Raw genomic sequence first — 18,865 nt, 5'->3', positions numbered from 1 at the left:
GGATGTGCGCTTCGTCCCGACCGTCACCTCCTCCGCACCAGGCGCCAGTGCGCGCCGTGCCGCTCGACGTAACCGAGCGAGCCCAACTCGTAGAGCCGCTGCAGCACTTCGTCCGGCGGGAGTCCGGACTGCCGGGCCAACCGCTCGATCGGCGCGCCCTCCGCCGTCGCCGGGACGGCCTCCAGCACCCGGGCCACCGCCGGCTCCAACAGATCCCGGGGCAAGACCGGGCCGCTGCGCTGCGGCGCCAGGTCGTCCCCGATCGCCCCGATCAGTTCGGCGATCTCGGCGGAGTCGGTGACCAGCGTGGCGCCGCCGCTGCGGATCAGGGCGTGCACCCCGGCCGAGAGTTCCGAGGTCACCGGGCCGGCGACGCCCATGGTGTGGCGGTTGAGGTCCCGCGCCCGTCTGGCCGTGCTCAGCGCGCCGCTGCGCATCGCCGCCTCGACCACCACCGTGCCCCGGGTGAGCGCCGCGATGACCCGGTTGCGGAGCACGAAGCGGAAGCGGTTCGGGTGTTCCCCGGGCGGGAGTTCACTGACCAGCAGCCCCTGGGCGCCGATCCGCCGGATCAGTTCGGCGTTCCCTTTCGGGTAGGCCACGTCGACCCCACAGGCGAGCACCGCGATCGTCATCCCGCCGACGGAGAGCGCCCCTCGGTGGGCGGCCGCGTCGATCCCGTAGGCGGCTCCGGACACCACGACCCAACCTCGCTCGGCCAGTTGGGCCGACAGCTCCCCCGCGACGTGGGCGCCGTAGGCCGTGCAGGCCCGGGAGCCGACCATCGCCACCGAGCGGAGCGCGAGCAGCCGCAGCGAACCCGTGCCGGTCGTCCAGAGCCCGATCGGGCGCCCGTCGCCCAGATCGTCCAGTTGGCTGGGCCATTCCGTGTCCCCCGGAATGATGAAGCGTCCACCGACGGCTCGTACCCGTTCAAGGTCCTCGGCCGGGTCCAGACCGGGGAGTCTCGCCTGGTAGCCGGCCAGCCGGGGCCCGTCCAGCCCGGGGTGTGCGGGCACCGTCCCGTCACGGATCGCCCGGACGGCGTCGACTGCGGAGAGCTGACCGAGCCACCGGCCGACCACCGCGTCCCCGGGCTCGCTCAGCCGGCTGAGCACCGCGCGGGCGAGGCGCTCCGGATCGGGACCGGACTCGGACTCTGCCCGGCCGGGCGGCTGAAGGTGCGTCATCATCGGGTTCATGCCTCACCGCCCTCGTCCACCGGATGCTGGTCGCGTTTCCCGGACCGCTTGACGGAGCCGGACCGGGTGGACCGGCCAAGGGCATCGGGGCGGTCCGGCGGACCAGGACTCTCCGGGTCCGGGCTCTCCGGGTCAGGACAATCGGGACGATCGGGCTTCTCGAACCGGCCCGACCGGCTCTGCCCTTCGGGCGGCTCGTCGACCGGGCCGACGCGCTGGGCCGGGATGCCACCGAGTCGGCCGTAGACCCGCTCGGCCAGCGGCAGCCCCTGCTCGACGCCAGTGCGCAGGACCAGTGCGGTGCGAACGTCCCGCTGGTCCGGCCGGTCACGACCGGCGAGGTCGGCGACCGTCCAGGCGACCCGGAGCACCCGGTCCAGGCCCCGGGCGGTCAGCAGCCCGCGCTCCAACTGGCGGGCGACATCGTTCAGTGCGCCGGGGGCGAGCTGCCAGCGGGTCCGCAGCTCGTGGCCCGGGACTTCCGCGTTGGTCCGCCACGGGGTGGTCGCCAGCCGGGCCGCTGCCCGTTCCCGCGCGGCCAGCACCCGGGCCGCGACGGTCTCGGTGTTCTCCGCCGTGATGTCCCGCTCCATGAGTTCGATCCTCGTCACCGGGGCGACCTGGACCTGGAGGTCGACCCGGTCCAGCAGCGGCCCGGAGAGCCGCCCCTGGTAGCGGCTGACCATCGCAGGGGTGCACTCGCACCCCTCACCCCGCCGTGAATGACGGCCGCACGGGCAGGGGTTGGCGGCCAGGCAGAGCAGGAACCTGGCCGGAAGCCGGAGTGAGCCGGCCGAGCGGGCGATCACCACCTCGCCCGACTCCAGTGGCTGGCGCAGCGAGTCGAGCACCCGGACCGGAAACTCCGGCGCCTCGTCCAGGAACAGCACGCCCCGGTGGGCCAGCGAGACCGCCCCCGGTCTCGGCAGGCCGCTGCCGCCGCCGACGATCGCCGGCATCGTCGTGGAGTGGTGCGGGGCGCAGTACGGCGCCGTGTCGATGAGCGGGCGCCCAACCGGGAGCAGCCCGGCCACCGAGTGCACGGCGGTGACCTCCAGAGCCTCCTTCTGGGTCAGTGGCGGGAGCAGCGAGGGCAGCCGCTCCGCCAGCATCGTCTTGCCCGCGCCCGGTGGGCCCTTGAGGTACAGGTGGTGACCGCCGGCAGCGGCGATCTCCAGGGCGCGCCGGGCCTCGTACTGTCCGGCCACGTCAGCCAGATCGAGGCGCGCCGCCTTGTCGTCGACCAGCCCTCGGACGCCGGCGCTGGGCAGCATCAGGCCGGCCATCAGCGGATCCGGCCGGCCGGCGATCGGGTCGGGCGGCTCCTCCGGCGCGGACGCGCCGGTCAGGACGGCGACCAGCTGCCGCAGGCTGCGGACGCCGATCACGGTCACGCCCGGGACGAGCGAGGCCTCGGGCGCGGTCTGCTCCGCGACCACGACCCGCTGGTATCCCGCGTCGGCCGCGGCCAGCACCGACGGCAGCACCCCGCGGACCGGCCGCACCCGGCCGTCCAGACCCAGTTCGCCGATGATCAGCAGCTCGGCGATGGAGGAGGGGTCGAGCCGTTCGGCCGCGGCCAGGACGGCGCAGGCCACCGCGAGGTCGAAGCCACTGCCGCTCTTGGGCACCGAGGCCGGGCTGAGCCCGACGGTCAGCTTGCGCTGCGGCCAGGCCTCACCGCTGTTGACCACGGCCGCGCGCACCCGGTCGCGGGCCTCGGACAGCGCCTTGTCGGGCAGGCCGACCAGGGCGAACGCGGCCACCCCGGGCTCCAGATCGGCCTGGACCTCGACGATCACTCCGTCGACGCCGACCAGCGCGACGGAACAGGTACGGGCGAAGGCCATCTCAGACCACCCCCCGCAGGTGGTCGACCAGGGCCGCACCCCGGGCCCGGTTGACCACGGCCACCAGGTCGATCCGCACGCCCCCGGGCGGAGCGGGCGGCCAGTGCGGGTCCGTGGGCCCGGGGTCGTACCCGGGACCGGCCAGCCGTGCGAAGTGGCCGGGCCAGCGCTCGGCCATCCAGCGCTCCGCCAGGCGTTGCAACCGGGCGGCCTTGGCCTGGCCGATGGCCTCGCTGGGTTGTTGGAAGCCCCGCTCGGAGCGGGTCTTCACCTCGCAGACCGCCACGGTGTCGCCGTCGAGGGCGACGATGTCCAACTCGCCCTCGACACAGCGCCAGTTGCGGTCCAGGATGCGGAGCCCGGCCTCCGTGAGACGGCGGGCGGCGACCCGCTCGCCGTAGCGGCCGAGCCCGTTGTTGGTACTGCGACCGCCGGTACTGCGACCCGGGCCCGGCCCGGTGCCGTCCTTCGTGCCGTCCCGCACGGCTCCGGCCGCTGTGGCCGCTGAGGCCTGGTCCAGTACGGCCGCACCCGGTACGGTCTGGTCCTGCGTGATCGTGTTCTGCACGGTGACCACCTCCGACGTGGAGGTTGCACCGTCGCGCACGGCGAGGCCGGGAATTTCCGTTTCCCTGTGGATAACTCGGACCTGTGGATAACTTTTGTCACCCGCAGGAGTGAGACGCCCCGATCGCGCGAAATTCCGCTGGACAACGCGGGTCCGAGCGGTCCAACGTCAGTTCCCGAAGCCGGACTCGTCCGAGGGCAGCTCCAGATCGCTCTTCGCGAGTTCCTCGATGTTCACGTCCTTGAAGGTCAGCACCCGGACCTTACGGACGAACCGGGCCGGCCGGTACATGTCCCAGACCCACGCATCCGCCATCGACACCTCGAAGAAGACCTCGCCCTGCACCGAGTGCACCTGCAACTCGTAGTCATTGGTGAGGTAGAACCGTCGCTCGGTCTCGATCACGTACTTGAACAGGCCGACGACGTCCCGGTACTCCCGGTAGAGCTTGAGCTCCATCTCGGTCTCGTACTTCTCGAGATCTTCGGCACTCATCCAGGCGTCCCCTCAACTTGTCACGTCCACCCATTGTGGACCACCGCACCCACGCTCAGAGCCGTACCGGGGCGACCGGCGGGCCCTCGGCCAGCAGTCGCTCCAGGAAGTCCGCCAATCCGACCGGGTAGACCGTGTCGGCGGTCCCCCTCAGCTCCTCGACCGTCCACCAGCGCGCCGCGAGCAGTTGGGCGTGTTCCTCCTCGCCCATCCCCGAGTGGTCGAGACCCGTCTCCGTGGTCCGGGCCAGATGGAACCACTGATCCTGCTCGTAACGCCGCCCCTGAAAGGAGAACGACACCGTGCCGTACGCCACCAAGGGCCCCAGGTCCACACCCCGCAGGCCGGTCTCCTCCGCGAGTTCCCGCGCGGCGGCCTCCCGCACGTCCTCCCCGGGCTCCAAGCCGCCGCCGGGCGTGAACCACCACGCCTCCCCCGGCGTCGCCGGGTCGGAGCCCAGGAAGAGAAGGATGCGGTCCTGCCCGTCCAGCAGCAGGATCCGCGCCGCCCTGCGCCGTTGTGCCGTCATGGCAGCGCTCCACGCTCCTTCCGTTCGCGTCGGTGGCGCTACCGATCCTGCCACCCGGCGCCGCCGTCCGGGGCGATGTTCGGCAGAGCGGCCCGGGCCGCGACGACCGCGATCAGGAGCTGCGCCCCCGGCTGAGCCGGCGGGCCAGGCCCGCCACCCCGCCCACCGCCGAAGTCACGAGGATCAGCGCCGCGCCCGCAACGGTCGCGAAGGCGGCCGGTTGCAGCGGCCCGGGCGCACCGGCCTTCGGTCCGGGAAGCCCGTCGAAGGCCGCGGTCCGGCCGAGGTCGCCCGTCCTGCCGAACGGCATCAGGGTGGCCTCGACCCTGGCCTCCACCGCGCCGGCCGGGACGGTCCCGCCGTCGACCTCCAGGTGGGTGCGGGAGTCGAGCGAGCCCAGCCGGTTGTCGCCGAGCAGGAACAGCCGCCCCGGCGGCACCGTGACGCTGAACGAGGAGCCTTGCGGGCCCTGCACCGCGAGGTACGGCTCCTCCACCAGCTGTCCGTCGACCGTCAGCCGGTGGTCGTTGCCGGTAACCGCGACGGTGTCCCCGCCGACCGCGACCACGCGCTTGACCATGAGCTCGCCACCCCAGTCCTGGTCCCGGAAGACCACCACGTCCCCCCGGCCGACGGCCCCGCCGCCGATCTTCCGGGCGAGCACGGTGTCCCCGATCCGAAGCGTGGGGGACATCGAGGCGGTCGGGATGCTGTACGGCCGGTAGTCGATCGCGATCAAGGCGAAGCCGCCGATCATCAGCACCAGCCCGAGCGCGAGCGCGACGCCCTGCAGCACCGCCGCGGGCCGGCGGCCCGGACGGGCGGGCGAAGCCGGGTGGTCGGCCGTCTGCTCAACGACACCGCTCATCGAAACCGTCCACCTCTGGCCGACCGGAGAACACCAATGGCACGCCGGGGGCACCGGCAGAAAAGCCGACGGGCCGTGGCACGTCCGAGCAGATTACTCGTCGGTACCACGGCCCGCGCAAGGGCTGAGGAGAACCCGGTGGAGCTCAGGAGTCCTTCCGGCCGTCCCTCCGCTCCCGCACCCGACGCACCAGCGGAAGCAGCGCGACCGCGCCCACCGCGCCGGCCACGGGAGGCGCCAGAGGCGCGGCCGCCGCCAGGCCCTTCTGGTCGAAGGTGTTCGGCACCGAGAGCGTCGACCAGTGACCGACCGGCCAGGCCACGACGAAGGCCCGCCCGATCACGTTGCCCACCGGAACGGTGCCGCCACCCGGCTGGTCCATGTGGAAGCGGGAGTCCAGCGAGTCGGCACGGTGGTCGCCCATCACCCAGATCCGGCCGTTGGGCACCTTCACCGGGTCGAACGGGTGGTCACCGCAGGGGGTGTTGCCCTGGTAGACGTACGGCTCGTTGAGCGCGACGCCGTTGACCTTCACCGGCCCGGTGCCCTGGCACTCGACGGTGTCCCCGCCGACCGCGATGACCCGCTTGATCAGGTCCTTCTCGTTGGCCGACGGCATCAGACCGACGAAGCTGAGCACGTCCTGGACGCCCCGGACGAAGGAGTTGCTGCTCTGCGGGGTCGGCTCGTCGTTCAGCCAGCCGCCCGGGTCGTGGAACACCACGACCTCACCACGCTCGGGCTCCGCGCCGAACCAGGGGGTCAGCTTGTCCACCAGGACACGGTCACCGACCTGCAACGTGTTCTGCATCGACTCCGACGGAATGGAGAAGGCCTGAACGAAGAAGGTCTTGATCACTAGCGCCAGGACCAGCGCGATGCCGACCAGGATCGGCAGTTCCTTCCAGAAGGAACGCTGCTTGCGCTGCTTGCCGGGGGCCTGCGACTCCGACTGGTCCGCCGACTCGGCGTCGGGCCGGTGGGACTCCGAAGAGCCCCCGGTGGGGCCCTCCGTCCCGTCGCCATGCTCGTCGGCGGTCTGGGCCGCCGCGTCCTCGACCGAGGCCGAGGATGCACCGGACTCAGCGGACCGGGCCGCTCGACCGCCAGAACCCTCGGGCTCGCCGGCACCTGAGCGGGCGCCGATCACCACATCCCCCACAACGTCTCCTCCCTGCTGTGCGGACGCCCGAGCGCCCGCGCTCACAGTGCCGCACAGCGGGCACCACGCTCACCACGACCATGGACGCTTCGGGACTGCCCATCACGGGCTCCCCTGACACCAGCACAGCCTCGACGCACGACCGGGACCTCCCGGCCGCACCTGCACTTCTCTATCACTCCAAGGCATCCGGCTCGCGGTCCCACGCGCGCGGCCCGGCCGCGAGACGCCCGGCCCGGCTCACTCGGGCGGCCGCCCTGACCGGCGAACGACGGCCGGAAAGATGCCCAACACACCCATAACGAGCGGAGGTTCCATCGGAACCGGCCCAACGCCCACGGATTCCGGCGCAGTTCCGCGCGCCTGCGGAGCCCGCGCCAACGAGGAGAGTGAACTCGGCACGTCAAGTTGATGGAGGCGGTCCAGCGGCCAGGCGTTCATGAAGGCCCGGCCGACCACACCGCTCAGCGGGATGGTCCCCTGCCCCGGGTTCCCCATGTGGAAGCGGGAGTCGGCGGACACGTCCCGGTGGTCGCCCATGACCCAGAGCCGACCCTGCGGCACCTGCACCTTGAAGGGCTGCCGGGACGGCGGGTTGGCGGGCGCGAGGTACGGCTCGTCCACCGGCGTGCCGTTGACGCTCAACCGCCCCTGCGCGTCGCAGCACTCCACGGTGTCCCCGCCGACGCCGATGACCCGTTTGATCAAGTCCTGCTCGCTGTCCGACGGCAGCAGCCCGACGAAGGTGAGGACCTGCTTGGCCGCCCCCAGCACCGGACCGTCGTCGGACGGCTTGTGGTCGCTCTCCAGCCAGCCGCCCGGATCCTTGAACACCACCACGTCGCCGCGCTGCGGCTCGCTGCCGAACCAGGGGGTCAGCTTGTCCACCAGCACCCGGTCCCCCACCTGGATGGTCTGCTCCATCGAGCCGGAGGGGATCACGAACACCTGGAGCAGGAAGGTCTTCATCACCAGCGCGACCAGCAACGCCACCACGATGATCAGCGGGAACTCCCGCAGCAGCGACCGCTTGCGCCGCCGGGCCGCGCGTCGGGCGCTGCGGCGGCGATCGGCCCGGCCCCGGACGGGCAGCACCACGGTCGGGCCCGCACCCCCGGGGGAGGCGCCTCCTGGCCCGGCACCGTCAGATCCGGCACTCACGGATCCGGCACTCGCCGATCCGGCATCCGCGGGTCCGGCACCTGCTGATCCGGCGCCGACCGGTCCGCCGGCATCCGGCTCCGGGCCCGGGCGGTCCGCCAGCCGGTCCCTGCCTCTGCTACCCCTGCTCCCCATGACCGCCCGTTCCCGCAGTCGCGGCGAAGGCCGCGGGCCGGTCCAGGCCGGTCAAGCGCGAGAACGGGTAGACCACCCAGTCCGCCCGGCCGATCACCCTGCTCTCGGGCACGAAGCCGCCACCGGGCTCGCCGAGGTGGTCGCGCGAGTCACGGGAGGCGCTGCGGTGGTCCCCCAACACCCAGAGCTTGCCGGTCGGCACCACCACGTCGAAGGCCACGCTCGACGGCTGGTCCCCCGGGGCCAGGTAGGAGGACTCGTCGATCGGCACCCCGTTGACGGTGATCGGCCCGCCCGGGCCGGTGCTGGTCACCCGGTCCCCGCCGACGCCGATCACCCGTTTGACGTAGACCGTGTTCCCGGCCGGGGCCAGCCCGAGGTCCCGGCCGAGCGAGCTCAGCCCGTCCCGGAAGCCGGTCGGCCCGCCCGACTCCGGAAGGAAGGAGCCCGTCCCGTCGAAGACCACGACGTCGCCCCGCTGGGGGTGGCCGCCGAAGGCGTAGGCGAGTTGGTTCGCGATCAGCCGGTCGCCCGGACGCAGGGTCTCCTCCATCGACCCGGACGGCACCGAGAACGGGCGCGCGACGAAGGCGTTCACCAGCAGCAGGGCCAGCAGGCAGATCCCCACGAGCAGCAACAGGTCCCGCGAGCGCGAGTGGCCCGGCTCCTCGTCCCCCGGTGCGCTCTCATCCCCCCGTGCGTTCTCACCCTCTGGCGCGCTCTCACCCTCTGGCGCGTTCTCGTCCTTGGACGCGACCTCGCCCTCCGGCGCACCCCCAGCGTCCGCCCGTGGATCCCCACCGGGGCCGGCCCCCTCCCCACCGGGCCCCGGGACGACCCCGGAAACGACCGCGGACCGCGACAGCGAGTCCGCACCGGTGGGTGCGGGACTGCCGTCGCGGTCCGCGGGTGGTTCATGCGTGCTCATCGGGGGCTGAGCTTACCGTGCGGTGGCCCGGCCCCTCGGAGCGATCCGATCCCCCGGCGAGGCCGGGGGACGGTGGATCAGCGGTCGCGCTTCTCCTTGATCTTCGCGGCCTTGCCGCGGAGGTCACGCAGGTAGTACAGCTTGGCGCGGCGAACCGCACCGCGGGTCACGACCTCGATCTTCTCGACGACCGGGGTGTGCACCGGGAAGGTGCGCTCCACGCCGACGTTGAAGCTGACCTTGCGAACGGTGAAGGTCTCACCGACGCCGGCGCCGTGGCGGCGGATGACGACGCCCTGGAAGACCTGGACACGGGAGCGGTTGCCCTCGATGACCCGGACGTGAACCTTCAGGGTGTCACCGGCGCGGAAGGCCGGAATGTCGCTACGCAGCGAGGCCGCGTCGACAGCAGCGAGCTTGTTGCTCATGTTGCTCTCCATCGCAGGCGCCACGGGCCGCCCACGGAAGTTCGTCACAATGGGGTTTGCTGCGGGCCGCATCGGCTGACGACGATCCCCCCGTGGCGAGGGCGCCGGTCCACGTGGCCCCTACGAAGGGGGCCCAGCGACAGACAACAGCGGCCTATTCTTCCACACCAACGGCCACGGACCGAAATCGGCCGAGCTCCTCGTCCCAGGCCAGGCCGAGGATGCTGAGCGCCTCCCGGTCCTTCTTGTCGAAGGCGCCGTAGCGCCAGCGCTCGACCAGGTCGGTGCGGTTCGCCAGGGTCCGGGCGAAGGCCTGTTCCCGCCGCCAGCGGGCGATCCGGCCGTGGTTTCCGCTGAGCAGCACGTCCGGCACGGTCCGGCCGCGCCACTCGGCGGGCTTGGTGTAGACCGGGCCCTCCAGCAGGTCGGCCATCGCGCCGGGCGCGAAGGAGTCGTCCCGGTGGGACTCGGCGTTGCCGAGCACCCCGGGCAGCAGCCGGGCGATCGCCTCGACCATCACCAGCACGGCGACCTCGCCGCCGGCCAGCACGTAATCGCCGATCGAGGCCTCGACCACCGGCATCCGGGTGGCCGCCTCCTCGATGACCCGCCGGTCGATGCCCTCGTACCGGGCGGGGGTGAACGCCAGCCAGGGGCGGCTCGCCAGCTCCTGGGCGAGTTCCTGCGTGAACGGCCGCCCGCTGGGGGTGGGCACGACGAGCGTCGGCAGCTGGCCCTCGGGCCCGCCGGCGACCACCGCGTCCAGCGCCTCGCCCCACGGCTCGGGCTTCATCACCATGCCGGGGCCGCCGCCGTACGGGCTGTCGTCCACCGTCCGGTGCACGTCGTGGGTCCACTCGCGCAGGTCGTGGACGTGCACGTCCAGCTGGCCGCGGGAGCGGGCCTTGCCGACCAGCGAGATGTTCAGCGGTTCCAGGTACTCGGGGAAGATCGAGACGACGTCGATCCGCATCCCGTTCTGGACCTGCGCGACGCCCTCCTCCACCGTCACTTCGACCCCTCCGCGCCCTTGGCACCGGCCGCGCCCTCGGCGCCGTCGACAACCTCGGCGCCCTCAGCGCTCTCGGTGTCCTCGGCGTCCTCGCCCTCGGCGGAAGCGCCACGGGCGACCTCGGCCTGTTCGGGTTCGATCAGGCCGACCGGCGGGGTGATCACGGCGCGCTGGTTCTCCAGGTCGATGGTCGGCACGATCTGGCGGACGAAGGGCACCAGCACCTCCGTCCCGTCGGCCTTCTCCACCGTGAGCAGGTCCTGGTACGGCAGGTGGACGACCTCGGTCAGCTCGCCGACGAGGGTGCCGTCGAGCAGCACCACGTCCAGGCCGATCAGCTGGTGGTCGTAGTACTCCTCCGGGTCCTCGGGGCTCTCCTCCGGGTCGACCTCGGAGATGAGCAGCGTGCCCCGCAGCGCCTCCGCCGCGTTGCGGTCCTTGACGCCGACGAAGCGCAGCAGCAGCCGGCCGCTGTGCACCTTGCCGGACTCGATGGTCAGCGGTCCCACCGACGCGGGGTCGGTGAACAGGACGGCACCGGGGCCGAGCCGGAGCTCCGGCTCGTCGGTGCGGACCTCGACGCTGACGTCCCCCCTGATGCCGTGGGCGCGGCCGATCTTGCCGACGACGAGCTGCACGGTGATCGTTCTCCTGGAGTTCCTAGAGCGGGACGGAATGCGGAAAGCGCGAGAAACGCGAAAAGGCCGACCGGGACGACATGCGTCCCGGTCGGCCTCACAAGCCCTGACGGCTGAACGAGCAGCTGTGTCAGCGAATGTTGTCCACGTCGACCAGGTCGACCCGGACGTTGTGACCGCCGAGGGCGCCGACGACGGTGCGCAGTGCGCGCGCCGTGCGGCCACCCCGGCCGATCACCTTGCCGAGGTCATCGGGGTGCACTCGCACCTCGATGGTGTTGCCCCGACGCAGGTTGCGCGAGCGCACCTGCACGTCGTCGGGGTGCTCGACGATGCCCTTCACCAAGTGGTCGAGGGCGTCCTCGATCACGCTCAGGCCTCGGCGGCGGCGTCGGCCTCAGCCTCGACCTTGTCCGACTTCTTGGCCTTCGGGGTGATGGCAACACCGGTGGTGGCGTCCTCGAAGCCGGCGACGGCCTTCGCGAACAGGTGCGAGAAGTCCTCGACCTTGGGCTCGGCAACCAGCAGCGGCGCCGGGGCCGGGAGGCCCTTGAACTTCTGCCAGTCGCCGGTCAGCTTGAGGATGGCGAGCACCGGCTCGGTCGGCTGGGCGCCGACGGACAGCCAGTACTGGGCGCGGTCGGTGTCGACCTCGATCTTCGAGGGGTTGTAGGTCGGCTGGTAGATGCCGATCTCCTCGATCGCGCGGCCGTCACGCTTGGTGCGCGAGTCGGCGACGACGATGCGGTAGTGCGGGGAGCGAATCTTGCCGAGACGCTTGAGCTTGATCTTGACTGCCACGGGAGTGGATTCTCCTGGTGTTGACGTGGGTGAGCGGCCGCGCCGTCGCGTGGGGTTGCGCCGTGGGCCGTTCAAGGGACACGCCAGCCGTAGGAGAGAGGGGTCCTGCTCGGCTGCCGAGTACTCAGCTGTCCATTCTGCCATACCGGCGCGAACCGCCTTCGCTCGGCCATCCGCAGGACGCATCCCGGCTGCTTCTCAGCCGTACCCCGGCGCCGCGCGCCCGGCTGTCCGCGGGCCGCGCGAGACCCTCCGGGGGGCCGCCCCCCGACTGCCTCCGCAGGCCCGTTCACAAGGCGCGACCGGGAGCCCTCGCTCCCGGTCCGCCCACGAACTCACCGATGTACCGCTCGTTCCGGCCGGATCCGCTGCCCGCACAGCCGTCCGCCGGCCTTCCCCGTCTTCTGGTGTTCTGGCCTAGCCGATCTCTCGGTCCAACCGATCTCCCGGCCTGACCGATCTCCCGGTCTGACCGATCTCCGGGTCCAACCGATCTCCCGGCCCAACGGTCTTCCGGTTCAGCGATCTCCCGGTCCAGCAGTCCTCCGCCGCACCGGTCGCCCGGCAGGACGGTCTTCCGCCACCCCGGTCATCCGACGCGCCGGTCGTCCGATCCGACGACCGCCCGGTCCTCCGGTGTCCCGGTGGACCGATCGGTCACGAGATCTTGAACGGCTGCTGGCACGCGCCGCAGACGATGGACGCCTGGGCGAGCACCGACGGCACGACCCGGACGTTCCGTCCGCAGCCGCACACCGCCTTGACCCGGACGCCGCCCCCGGAGGAACCGTGCCGGGCGGCCGGGCCGCGGAAGGCCCGCGTCGTACCGTCGCCGGCCACCGCCTCCTGGTGCGCGCCGAGGGCGCGGTCCAGTCGCTCGATGGTCTCCGCGTAGCGCTCCTGGGTCTCCTTGAGCATGGTCACCTGGGAGAAGCCGCTGCTCGCGTGCGGTTCGACCGGGTGCGCCAGGCCGAGCTCGGAGGCGAGCAGCAGGAAGCGCCGGTTGTGGTAGCGGCCGGCTCGCGAGGTGTCCCGGATGTCCCGGGCCGCGGCCAGACCGTGGGCAGCCTCGTGGAGGAGCCGCTCGAAACCGAGCCGGGTGCCACAGGCCGAGGAGGATTCGCCGATCAGGGCCTCGGGCGAGGCCAGGTCGGGGAGGTCCTGGTGGTGGGCCTGGATGTCACTCCAGGCGGCGGCCAGTTCGGCCGCGAGGACGAGGGGCTGTGTCGTGCTCACGCTAGACCAACGATGGAGTGCGAGCCGATGTTCCGCATGTTCTCGTTCTTCGGGAATTCCCAGGGAACTCCCAGGAATGCATGGTCGCGCGCGAATTGCGCGTTCCGGATCTGATGCAAGACCAACCCCCTGCCGGTTTCGGCCCGCCGCAGCTCGGCGGGCCTCGTGAATTCCGCCCGGGGGCGGGCTGTCGCCCCCTGGACGTACGGCCCGTGGACCCGTCGAGTTGACAGGGCCACGGGCCGTACACCGTACCGCTATTGCGTTAATACCGGCAGTTGACCGGCCAGTAGGGATGTCCGCGGTCGGGGCGCCTCTCGGACAGTTACCGGATTCTTACTCATCCGCATTCCGGGCAAATGTCGCCGCCAACGGTCATTACCTGCTGGTAACAGGCATCAGTACGCGCGGGCGACGATCGCGATATTGCCGTCCTGGTCGTCCGCCAGCGGCACCGAGCCGTCGGCCGCGACAATGCAGCGCACCGAAACGCCCTGCTCGGCGAGCTTGGCCTCGCCCTCCGGACCGAGGTCGGCCCAGGAGATCCGGCCCCAGCCGGTCGCGGCGGCCTCGGCGGCCTCCTCGATGGTCTTGACGTCGACGGTACGGGCCTCGCGGCGCTCGCGGGACTGGCGCAGCAGCAGCGCCTGGTCCTCCTCCAGGATGCCCGGGACCAGCGCGGCCAGGGAGTCGATGGAGACGGGCTCCTTGCCGCCGGGGATCCGGCGGGCCAGCATCGCGGTGCCGTTCTCGAGGTCGCGCGGGCCGACCTCGATGCGCAGCGGCACGCCCTTGAGCTCCCAGTCCACCGCGCGGCGGCCGAACGGGGTGTCGGTGCGGTCGTCGACGACCACCCGGACACCGGCGGCCTCCAGCGTGGCGCCGATCTCGCGCACCTTGGCGATGACCGCGTCGTCGCCCTTGATGGCGAGCACGACGGCCTGGACGGCGGCCAGTCGCGGGGGCACCCGCAGGCCGTTGTCGTCGCCGTGGGACATGATCAGGCCGCCGACCATGCGGGTCGAGACGCCCCAGGAGGTCTGCCAGACGTACTCGCGCTCGGCGCCCTGGAGCTGGTAGGTCGTGTTGAACGCCTTGGCGAAGTTCTGGCCCAGCTCGTGGCTGGTGCCCATCTGCAGCGCCTTGCCGTCGCCCATCATGCCCTCCAGGGTGAGGGTGTTGATGGCGCCGGCGAACCGCTCCTTGGCGGTCTTGCGGCCGAGCACGACGTCGATGCCGAGCACGTTCGTCATGAAGTCGCCGTAGACCTGGGTGTGGATCATCGACGCGTACGCGCGGGCGTCCTCGTAGGTGGCGTGGGCGGTGTGGCCCTCCTGCCAGAGGAACTCGGTGGTGCGCAGGAAGACGCGCGGGCGCAGCTCCCAACGGACCACGTTGGCCCACTGGTTGATCAGCAGGGGCAGGTCGCGGTGGCTCTGCACCCACTTCGAGAAGTACTCGTTGATGATCGTCTCGGAGGTGGGCCGGACGACGACCGGCTCGTCGAGCTGCTTGCCGCCGCCGTGGGTGACCACCGCGAGCTCGGGTGCGAAGCCCTCGACGTGCTCGGCCTCCCTGGTCAGGTAGGACTGCGGGATGAACATCGGGAAGTAGGCGTTCTGCGCGCCGGCCTTCTTGATCCGCGCGTCCATCTCCTGCTGCATCCGCTCCCACAGGCCGTAGCCGTACGGTCGGATGACCATGGTGCCGCGCACCGGACCGTTGTCGGCCAGCTCGGCCTTGTTGATGAGGTCCTGGTACCAGCGCGGGAAGTCTTCCGCCTGAGGGGTGAGAACGGGTGCCTTAGCCATGGCCCGAATGGTACGGGGCGCGGCCCCCTGACTTCGAATCGATAACACGCCGGCGGCCGCCGGACGGACGACCACCGCACCCGCCGGACGGACGACCGCGCACCCGCCGGCAGCAGACGGCGGCACCCGCCGACCGCAGGGGGCGCACGACCGCGACACGCGCGCACCACCCTGCACCCCTCTGGACGCCGGGCCCGACCCGCTGTTCGCTGGAGTGGGGCGGGACTTTGGGGGAGCCGTAGCAGCACACCGAAGGACCGGATGGGAGGCCGCGATGGCTTCAGCTCGGACGACCGGCACGACCGTACGACCGACAGGCGCACGACCGCACCACCCGCAGGCCGGGGCGGCGCGGCCCGCGCGGGCGCGCGACTGGGCGGAGATCCAGGAGCGCATGCTGGTGCCGCTCTACGAGGCGGTCCACGACCGGCTGGAGGTCGGCCCGGCGACCAGCGTGCTGGGCCTGGGCTGCCGGTCCGGACTGGCGCTGCTGCTCGCCGCCGGGCGCGGTGCCCAGGTCACCGGCCAGGAGCCGCGGGACGAGCTGCGCGAGCTGGCCCGCGGCCGCCGGCTGCGGGTGTGCGCGGGGGCCCGGCCGACCGCGGCCGTCCCCCGCTCGGCCCATTCGCTGGTGACGGTCTTCGAGCAGTTGCCCGGTTGCGCCGAGCCGGGTCCGGTGGTCGTCGAGGCCGCCCGGCTGACCCTCCCGGGCGGGCACGTGGTGCTGGCCGCCTGGGGCCCTCCGGAGCGCTGCCAGAGCGCCCCGGTGCTGGACGTGGCGCGTCGGCGGGCGGGCCGGACCACCGCGCGCGACCCGTTCGAGCTGAGCACGCCCGGCACGCTGGAGGACCTGCTCGCCCCGGCCGGCCTGCGCCCGGCCGGCAGCGGGCGGGTGAGCTGCCCGTTCGCCTACGCGGACCTGGACAGCGCGGTGCGCGGCCTGCTCTCCACCGGTCTTTTCGAGGCGGCCGAGGAGTTCTCCGGCGCGTCGCTGGTCGCCAAGGAGCTGGAGGAGGCGCTGCAGCCGTACCTGCGCGCGGACGGCTCGGTCCGGATGGAGAACGTCTTCCGCTACCTGGTCGCCGAACGGCCCCGGTAGCGGCGGCCGACCGGCCCCGACGGCGCGGGGAACGGGGCCACGGCGACGCCCGGACGAGCCCCCGGCGGCACCGGGAACGAGACCCCCGGCAGCAATCGGACGGCCCCGGGCGACAACAGATCCGACAGCGACGAAACCGGGGGCGCCCGCCCGCACGGCGAGCGCCCCCGGCCCGCCGGTTCACGCCTGGTCGAGCGACTTCCCGTCGGACCCGGAACCCTTCCGCGGCACCCCGGCCGCCCGGTACGCCTGCTCCTCGTCCAGCGTCTCCGCCTCCAGCAGCGCCGCCGCCAGCGCGTCCAGCCGGGCCCGCTCCTCGGTCAGCAGCCGTACCGCGTGCTCGTAGCACTCGGCGACGATCCGCCGGGCCTCCTCGTCCACCGCGTCCAGGGTGGTCGGCGCGGCGGAGAGCCCGTAGGCGCCCTGCGGGTCGGCGGGCACCGCGGTCAACCGGCCGACCCGCTCGCTCATCCCCCACCGGCCGGCCATCCCGCGGGCGATGTTGGTGACCTGCTCCAGGTCGCTCTCCGCTCCGGTGGTGATCACCCCGTAGACCACCTGCTCGGCCGCCATCCCGCCGAGCGCGCCGATGATCCGGCCGCGCAGGTAGGGCTCGGTGTACGAGTAGCGGTCGTTCTCCGGGGTGGACAGGGTGACGCCGAGCGCCCGGCCGCGCGGCACGATGGTGATCTTGCGGACGGGGTCGGCGCCGGGCTGCAGCATGCCCAGCAGCGCGTGCCCGCTCTCGTGGTAGGCCGTGCGCTCGCGCTCCTCCTGCGGCATCACCAGCGGCCGGACGGCGCCGAGCTGGACCTTCTCCAGGGCGTCCGAGAGGTCCCGCTCGTTCACCGCGTCCTGCTTGCGCTTGACGGCCAGCAGGGCGGCCTCGTTGACAAGGTTGGCGAGTTCGGCGCCGGTCATCCCGGGGGTGACCTTGGCCAGCCGGGTGAGGTCGGCGTCGCCGGCCAGCGGGACGGTCCGGGTGTGGATGCGCAGGATGGCGGCGCGGCCGTCCCGGTCGGGCGGGCTGACGGTGATCCGCCGGTCGAACCGGCCGGGGCGCAGCAGCGCCGGGTCGAGCACGTCCGCGCGGTTGGTCGCGGCGATCACGATGACGCCCTCGGAGCCGGTGAAGCCGTCCATCTCGGTGAGGATCTGGTTGAGCGTCTGCTCGCGCTCGTCGTGCCCGCCCATGCCGCCGCCCGCGCCGCGCTGGCGGCCGATGGTGTCGATCTCGTCGATGAAGATGATCGCCGGGGCGACCTTGCGGGCCTCGGCGAACAGTTCACGGACCCGGCTGGCGCCGACGCCGACGATCATCTCGATGAACTCGGAGGCGGAGGCGGAGAAGAACGGCACGTCCGCCTCGCCGGCGACGGCCCGGGCGAGCAGGGTCTTGCCCGTCCCGGGCGGGCCGCTCAGCAGCACGCCGCGCGGCATCTTGGCGCCGAGCCTGCGGTACTGCTGCGGGTTCTTCAGGAAGTCGACCACCTCGGTGAGTTCGGCCTCGACCTCGTCGATGCCGGCCACGTCGGCGAAGGTGGTGCGCTTGCCCTGGTCGGCGGTGACCGGCTTGGGCGGGGCCTTGCGGCCGAGCGCGCCGGCGCCCAGCCCGCCGGCCATCCGGCGGGCGAGCAGCACCCAGATCAGGATCAGCAGCACCATGGGGGCCAGCGAGATCAGCAGGTTGGCGAGGAAGCTGCGCTGCTGGACCACCGGGGAGGTGGCGGTGACCTCGACGCCCTGCTGCTGCAGCGTGGTCCACAGGTTGTCGTTGGCGAAGGACGGCCGCTGGGTGGCGAAGTCGGTGTAGTCGCCCTTGCCGCCGTCCGGCTTGGGCTGGGCGCTCTTGAGGGTGCCCTCGATCGCGTCGCCCTTGGAGTAGATCTTGGTGATGTTGCCCTTGTTCAGCTGGTTGTTGAACTCGGTGTAGGAGATCGTGGTGGCGCCGGCGTTGCCGAAGTAGGACAGCAGCAGGTCGGAGATCAGGAACACCACGAGCGCGGTGAGGGCGAGCCCCATCCAGCCGCCGGGCATCCGGCGGCGGGGCGGCGGCGGGGGCGGGGCGCCCTCGGACCGCCAGGGCTGGTCGGGGGTCTGGCGCGGCGGCACGGGTTCGGTCACCCATCGGACGATACGGACGCGGGCTCGGGCGAGCCACCCGAAACGCCGCGCCGAGCACGCCCCTGACCAGCCGCGACGGGGCCCCGCCAGTGCCTGATCCCCGCCGCCCCGTCAGTGCCTGCGCCCGGATCCCCGCCCGTGACTCAGAGGCCTCGGCGCCCCGCCCGTGGCTACGCCTCGGCGCCCGGCCACTCCTCGGCGGTCAGCGCGAACCGCTCGTGGTCCCGCCAGTCGCCCTGGAGGAACAGCATCCGGGGGGTGAAGCCCTCGTGCCGGAAGCCCAGCCGCTTGGCCATCGCCACCGACCGCTCGTTGTCCGGCTGCACGTTGATCTCCAGCCGGTGCAGGCCCAGCCCGCCGGCCGGCTGCGGGGCGAAGCAGCGGTCCAGGACCAGCCGCAGCCCCTCCGTCATCCGCCCGGTGCCGGCGAACGGCAGGTACGCGTCGTAGCCCAGCGCGCCGTTGCAGAACCGGCCCATCACGATGTTGGCGACATTCACCTTGCCGACCAGCCCGCCGGTCTCCCGGTCGACGATCAGAAAGGTGCGCAGGCCCGGCCCCTGGCGGTCCAGCAGTTCGGCCAGGCCGTCCGGCTCGACCGGGTTCCACCGCCCGATGTGGTCGGCGGACCGTCGGACCGCCTCGGCGTACACGTCCTTGTCCTCGGCCCGCGGGGCCCTGATCGTCACTCGCACACCACCATCATCGGGCATGCGAGCGGGGGGGGGCCCCGGGCCGCGCGCGCCGCGGGGGGGCCCCCGCTGCGGGGCGGGCGGCCGGCGGCGCGCGGACCACTTCTGCGGGGGGGGGGGGGCGGC

Annotated in this window: 19 protein-coding genes; 1 reads left to right on the top strand and 18 read right to left on the bottom strand. The window is 72.5% G+C overall.

Going from position 1 to position 18,865, the window contains the following annotated elements; genetic code table 11:
* Positions 1 to 23: 23 nt before the first annotated feature.
* From dprA to proS, 16 genes are all read right to left on the bottom strand, one after another.
* Positions 24 to 1,190 carry a DNA-processing protein DprA gene (gene dprA / locus ACFV6D_RS14470; protein WP_380559881.1) on the bottom strand — a complete coding sequence of 389 codons (1,167 nt, stop codon included), beginning with the start codon at positions 1,188 to 1,190 and terminating at the stop codon, positions 24 to 26.
* Positions 1,191 to 1,198: 8 nt separating this feature from the next.
* Complete coding sequence (locus ACFV6D_RS14465; protein ID WP_380559879.1) at positions 1,199 to 3,052, bottom strand: YifB family Mg chelatase-like AAA ATPase; 1,854 nt, start codon at positions 3,050 to 3,052, stop codon at positions 1,199 to 1,201.
* Between the two features lies 1 nt (position 3,053).
* Positions 3,054 to 3,536, bottom strand: coding sequence for a YraN family protein (locus tag ACFV6D_RS14460; RefSeq protein ID WP_363375975.1), 483 nt, complete (start codon positions 3,534 to 3,536; stop codon positions 3,054 to 3,056).
* A gap of 252 nt (positions 3,537 to 3,788) precedes the next feature.
* Positions 3,789 to 4,115, bottom strand: a complete 327-nt coding sequence (locus ACFV6D_RS14455; protein ID WP_030056781.1) for a DUF2469 domain-containing protein — start codon at positions 4,113 to 4,115, stop codon at positions 3,789 to 3,791.
* A gap of 55 nt (positions 4,116 to 4,170) precedes the next feature.
* On the bottom strand, positions 4,171 to 4,644 hold the full coding sequence (locus ACFV6D_RS14450) for an NUDIX hydrolase (protein ID WP_063347669.1): 474 nt from the start codon (positions 4,642 to 4,644) through the stop codon (positions 4,171 to 4,173).
* A 112-nt stretch (positions 4,645 to 4,756) separates the two neighbouring features.
* Positions 4,757 to 5,512 carry a signal peptidase I gene (lepB, locus tag ACFV6D_RS14445; protein WP_380559877.1) on the bottom strand — a complete coding sequence of 252 codons (756 nt, stop codon included), beginning with the start codon at positions 5,510 to 5,512 and terminating at the stop codon, positions 4,757 to 4,759.
* 145 nt (positions 5,513 to 5,657) lie between these two features.
* Positions 5,658 to 6,674, bottom strand: coding sequence for a signal peptidase I (gene lepB / locus ACFV6D_RS14440; RefSeq protein ID WP_208869071.1), 1,017 nt, complete (start codon positions 6,672 to 6,674; stop codon positions 5,658 to 5,660).
* A 240-nt stretch (positions 6,675 to 6,914) separates the two neighbouring features.
* Positions 6,915 to 7,772, bottom strand: a complete 858-nt coding sequence (gene lepB / locus ACFV6D_RS14435) for a signal peptidase I (RefSeq protein WP_380559875.1) — start codon at positions 7,770 to 7,772, stop codon at positions 6,915 to 6,917.
* A 181-nt stretch (positions 7,773 to 7,953) separates the two neighbouring features.
* Complete coding sequence (lepB, locus tag ACFV6D_RS14430; protein ID WP_380559873.1) at positions 7,954 to 8,607, bottom strand: signal peptidase I; 654 nt, start codon at positions 8,605 to 8,607, stop codon at positions 7,954 to 7,956.
* Positions 8,608 to 8,975: 368 nt separating this feature from the next.
* Positions 8,976 to 9,326, bottom strand: a complete 351-nt coding sequence (gene rplS, locus ACFV6D_RS14425; protein ID WP_063347674.1) for a 50S ribosomal protein L19 — start codon at positions 9,324 to 9,326, stop codon at positions 8,976 to 8,978.
* Positions 9,327 to 9,480: 154 nt separating this feature from the next.
* Positions 9,481 to 10,299 (bottom strand): tRNA (guanosine(37)-N1)-methyltransferase TrmD, encoded by an 819-nt coding sequence (trmD, locus tag ACFV6D_RS14420; RefSeq protein WP_063351119.1) that lies wholly within the window; start codon positions 10,297 to 10,299, stop codon positions 9,481 to 9,483.
* 35 nt (positions 10,300 to 10,334) lie between these two features.
* Entirely contained in the window at positions 10,335 to 10,976 is a 642-nt protein-coding gene (gene rimM, locus ACFV6D_RS14415; protein ID WP_380559871.1) for a ribosome maturation factor RimM, read from the bottom strand.
* A 130-nt stretch (positions 10,977 to 11,106) separates the two neighbouring features.
* Entirely contained in the window at positions 11,107 to 11,346 is a 240-nt protein-coding gene (locus tag ACFV6D_RS14410; protein WP_063347675.1) for an RNA-binding protein, read from the bottom strand.
* Between the two features lie 2 nt (positions 11,347 to 11,348).
* On the bottom strand, positions 11,349 to 11,777 hold the full coding sequence (rpsP, locus tag ACFV6D_RS14405) for a 30S ribosomal protein S16 (RefSeq protein ID WP_063347676.1): 429 nt from the start codon (positions 11,775 to 11,777) through the stop codon (positions 11,349 to 11,351).
* A 657-nt stretch (positions 11,778 to 12,434) separates the two neighbouring features.
* Positions 12,435 to 13,013 (bottom strand): hypothetical protein, encoded by a 579-nt coding sequence (locus tag ACFV6D_RS14400; protein ID WP_063347677.1) that lies wholly within the window; start codon positions 13,011 to 13,013, stop codon positions 12,435 to 12,437.
* A 398-nt stretch (positions 13,014 to 13,411) separates the two neighbouring features.
* Positions 13,412 to 14,824, bottom strand: a complete 1,413-nt coding sequence (gene proS, locus ACFV6D_RS14395; RefSeq protein ID WP_380376648.1) for a proline--tRNA ligase — start codon at positions 14,822 to 14,824, stop codon at positions 13,412 to 13,414.
* A gap of 274 nt (positions 14,825 to 15,098) precedes the next feature.
* Here proS and ACFV6D_RS14390 point away from each other — a divergent pair, with 274 nt between their 5' ends.
* Positions 15,099 to 15,923, top strand: coding sequence for a class I SAM-dependent methyltransferase (locus ACFV6D_RS14390; RefSeq protein ID WP_380559869.1), 825 nt, complete (start codon positions 15,099 to 15,101; stop codon positions 15,921 to 15,923).
* A 180-nt stretch (positions 15,924 to 16,103) separates the two neighbouring features.
* On the opposite strand, the gene ftsH is transcribed toward ACFV6D_RS14390, so the two are convergent.
* Together ftsH and ACFV6D_RS14380 are read right to left on the bottom strand one after the other, a co-directional pair.
* Entirely contained in the window at positions 16,104 to 18,047 is a 1,944-nt protein-coding gene (ftsH, locus tag ACFV6D_RS14385) for an ATP-dependent zinc metalloprotease FtsH (protein WP_380559867.1), read from the bottom strand.
* A gap of 170 nt (positions 18,048 to 18,217) precedes the next feature.
* Entirely contained in the window at positions 18,218 to 18,760 is a 543-nt protein-coding gene (locus ACFV6D_RS14380; RefSeq protein WP_063347681.1) for a GNAT family N-acetyltransferase, read from the bottom strand.
* Between the last annotated feature and the right edge of the window lie 105 nt (positions 18,761 to 18,865).

The organism is Kitasatospora sp. NPDC059812, assembly GCF_042732075.1.
In the GTDB taxonomy this organism is placed as follows: domain Bacteria; phylum Actinomycetota; class Actinomycetes; order Streptomycetales; family Streptomycetaceae; genus Kitasatospora.
The sequence above is the reverse complement of the archived record's forward strand: the minus strand, read 5'-3'. Positions and strand labels throughout refer to the sequence as shown.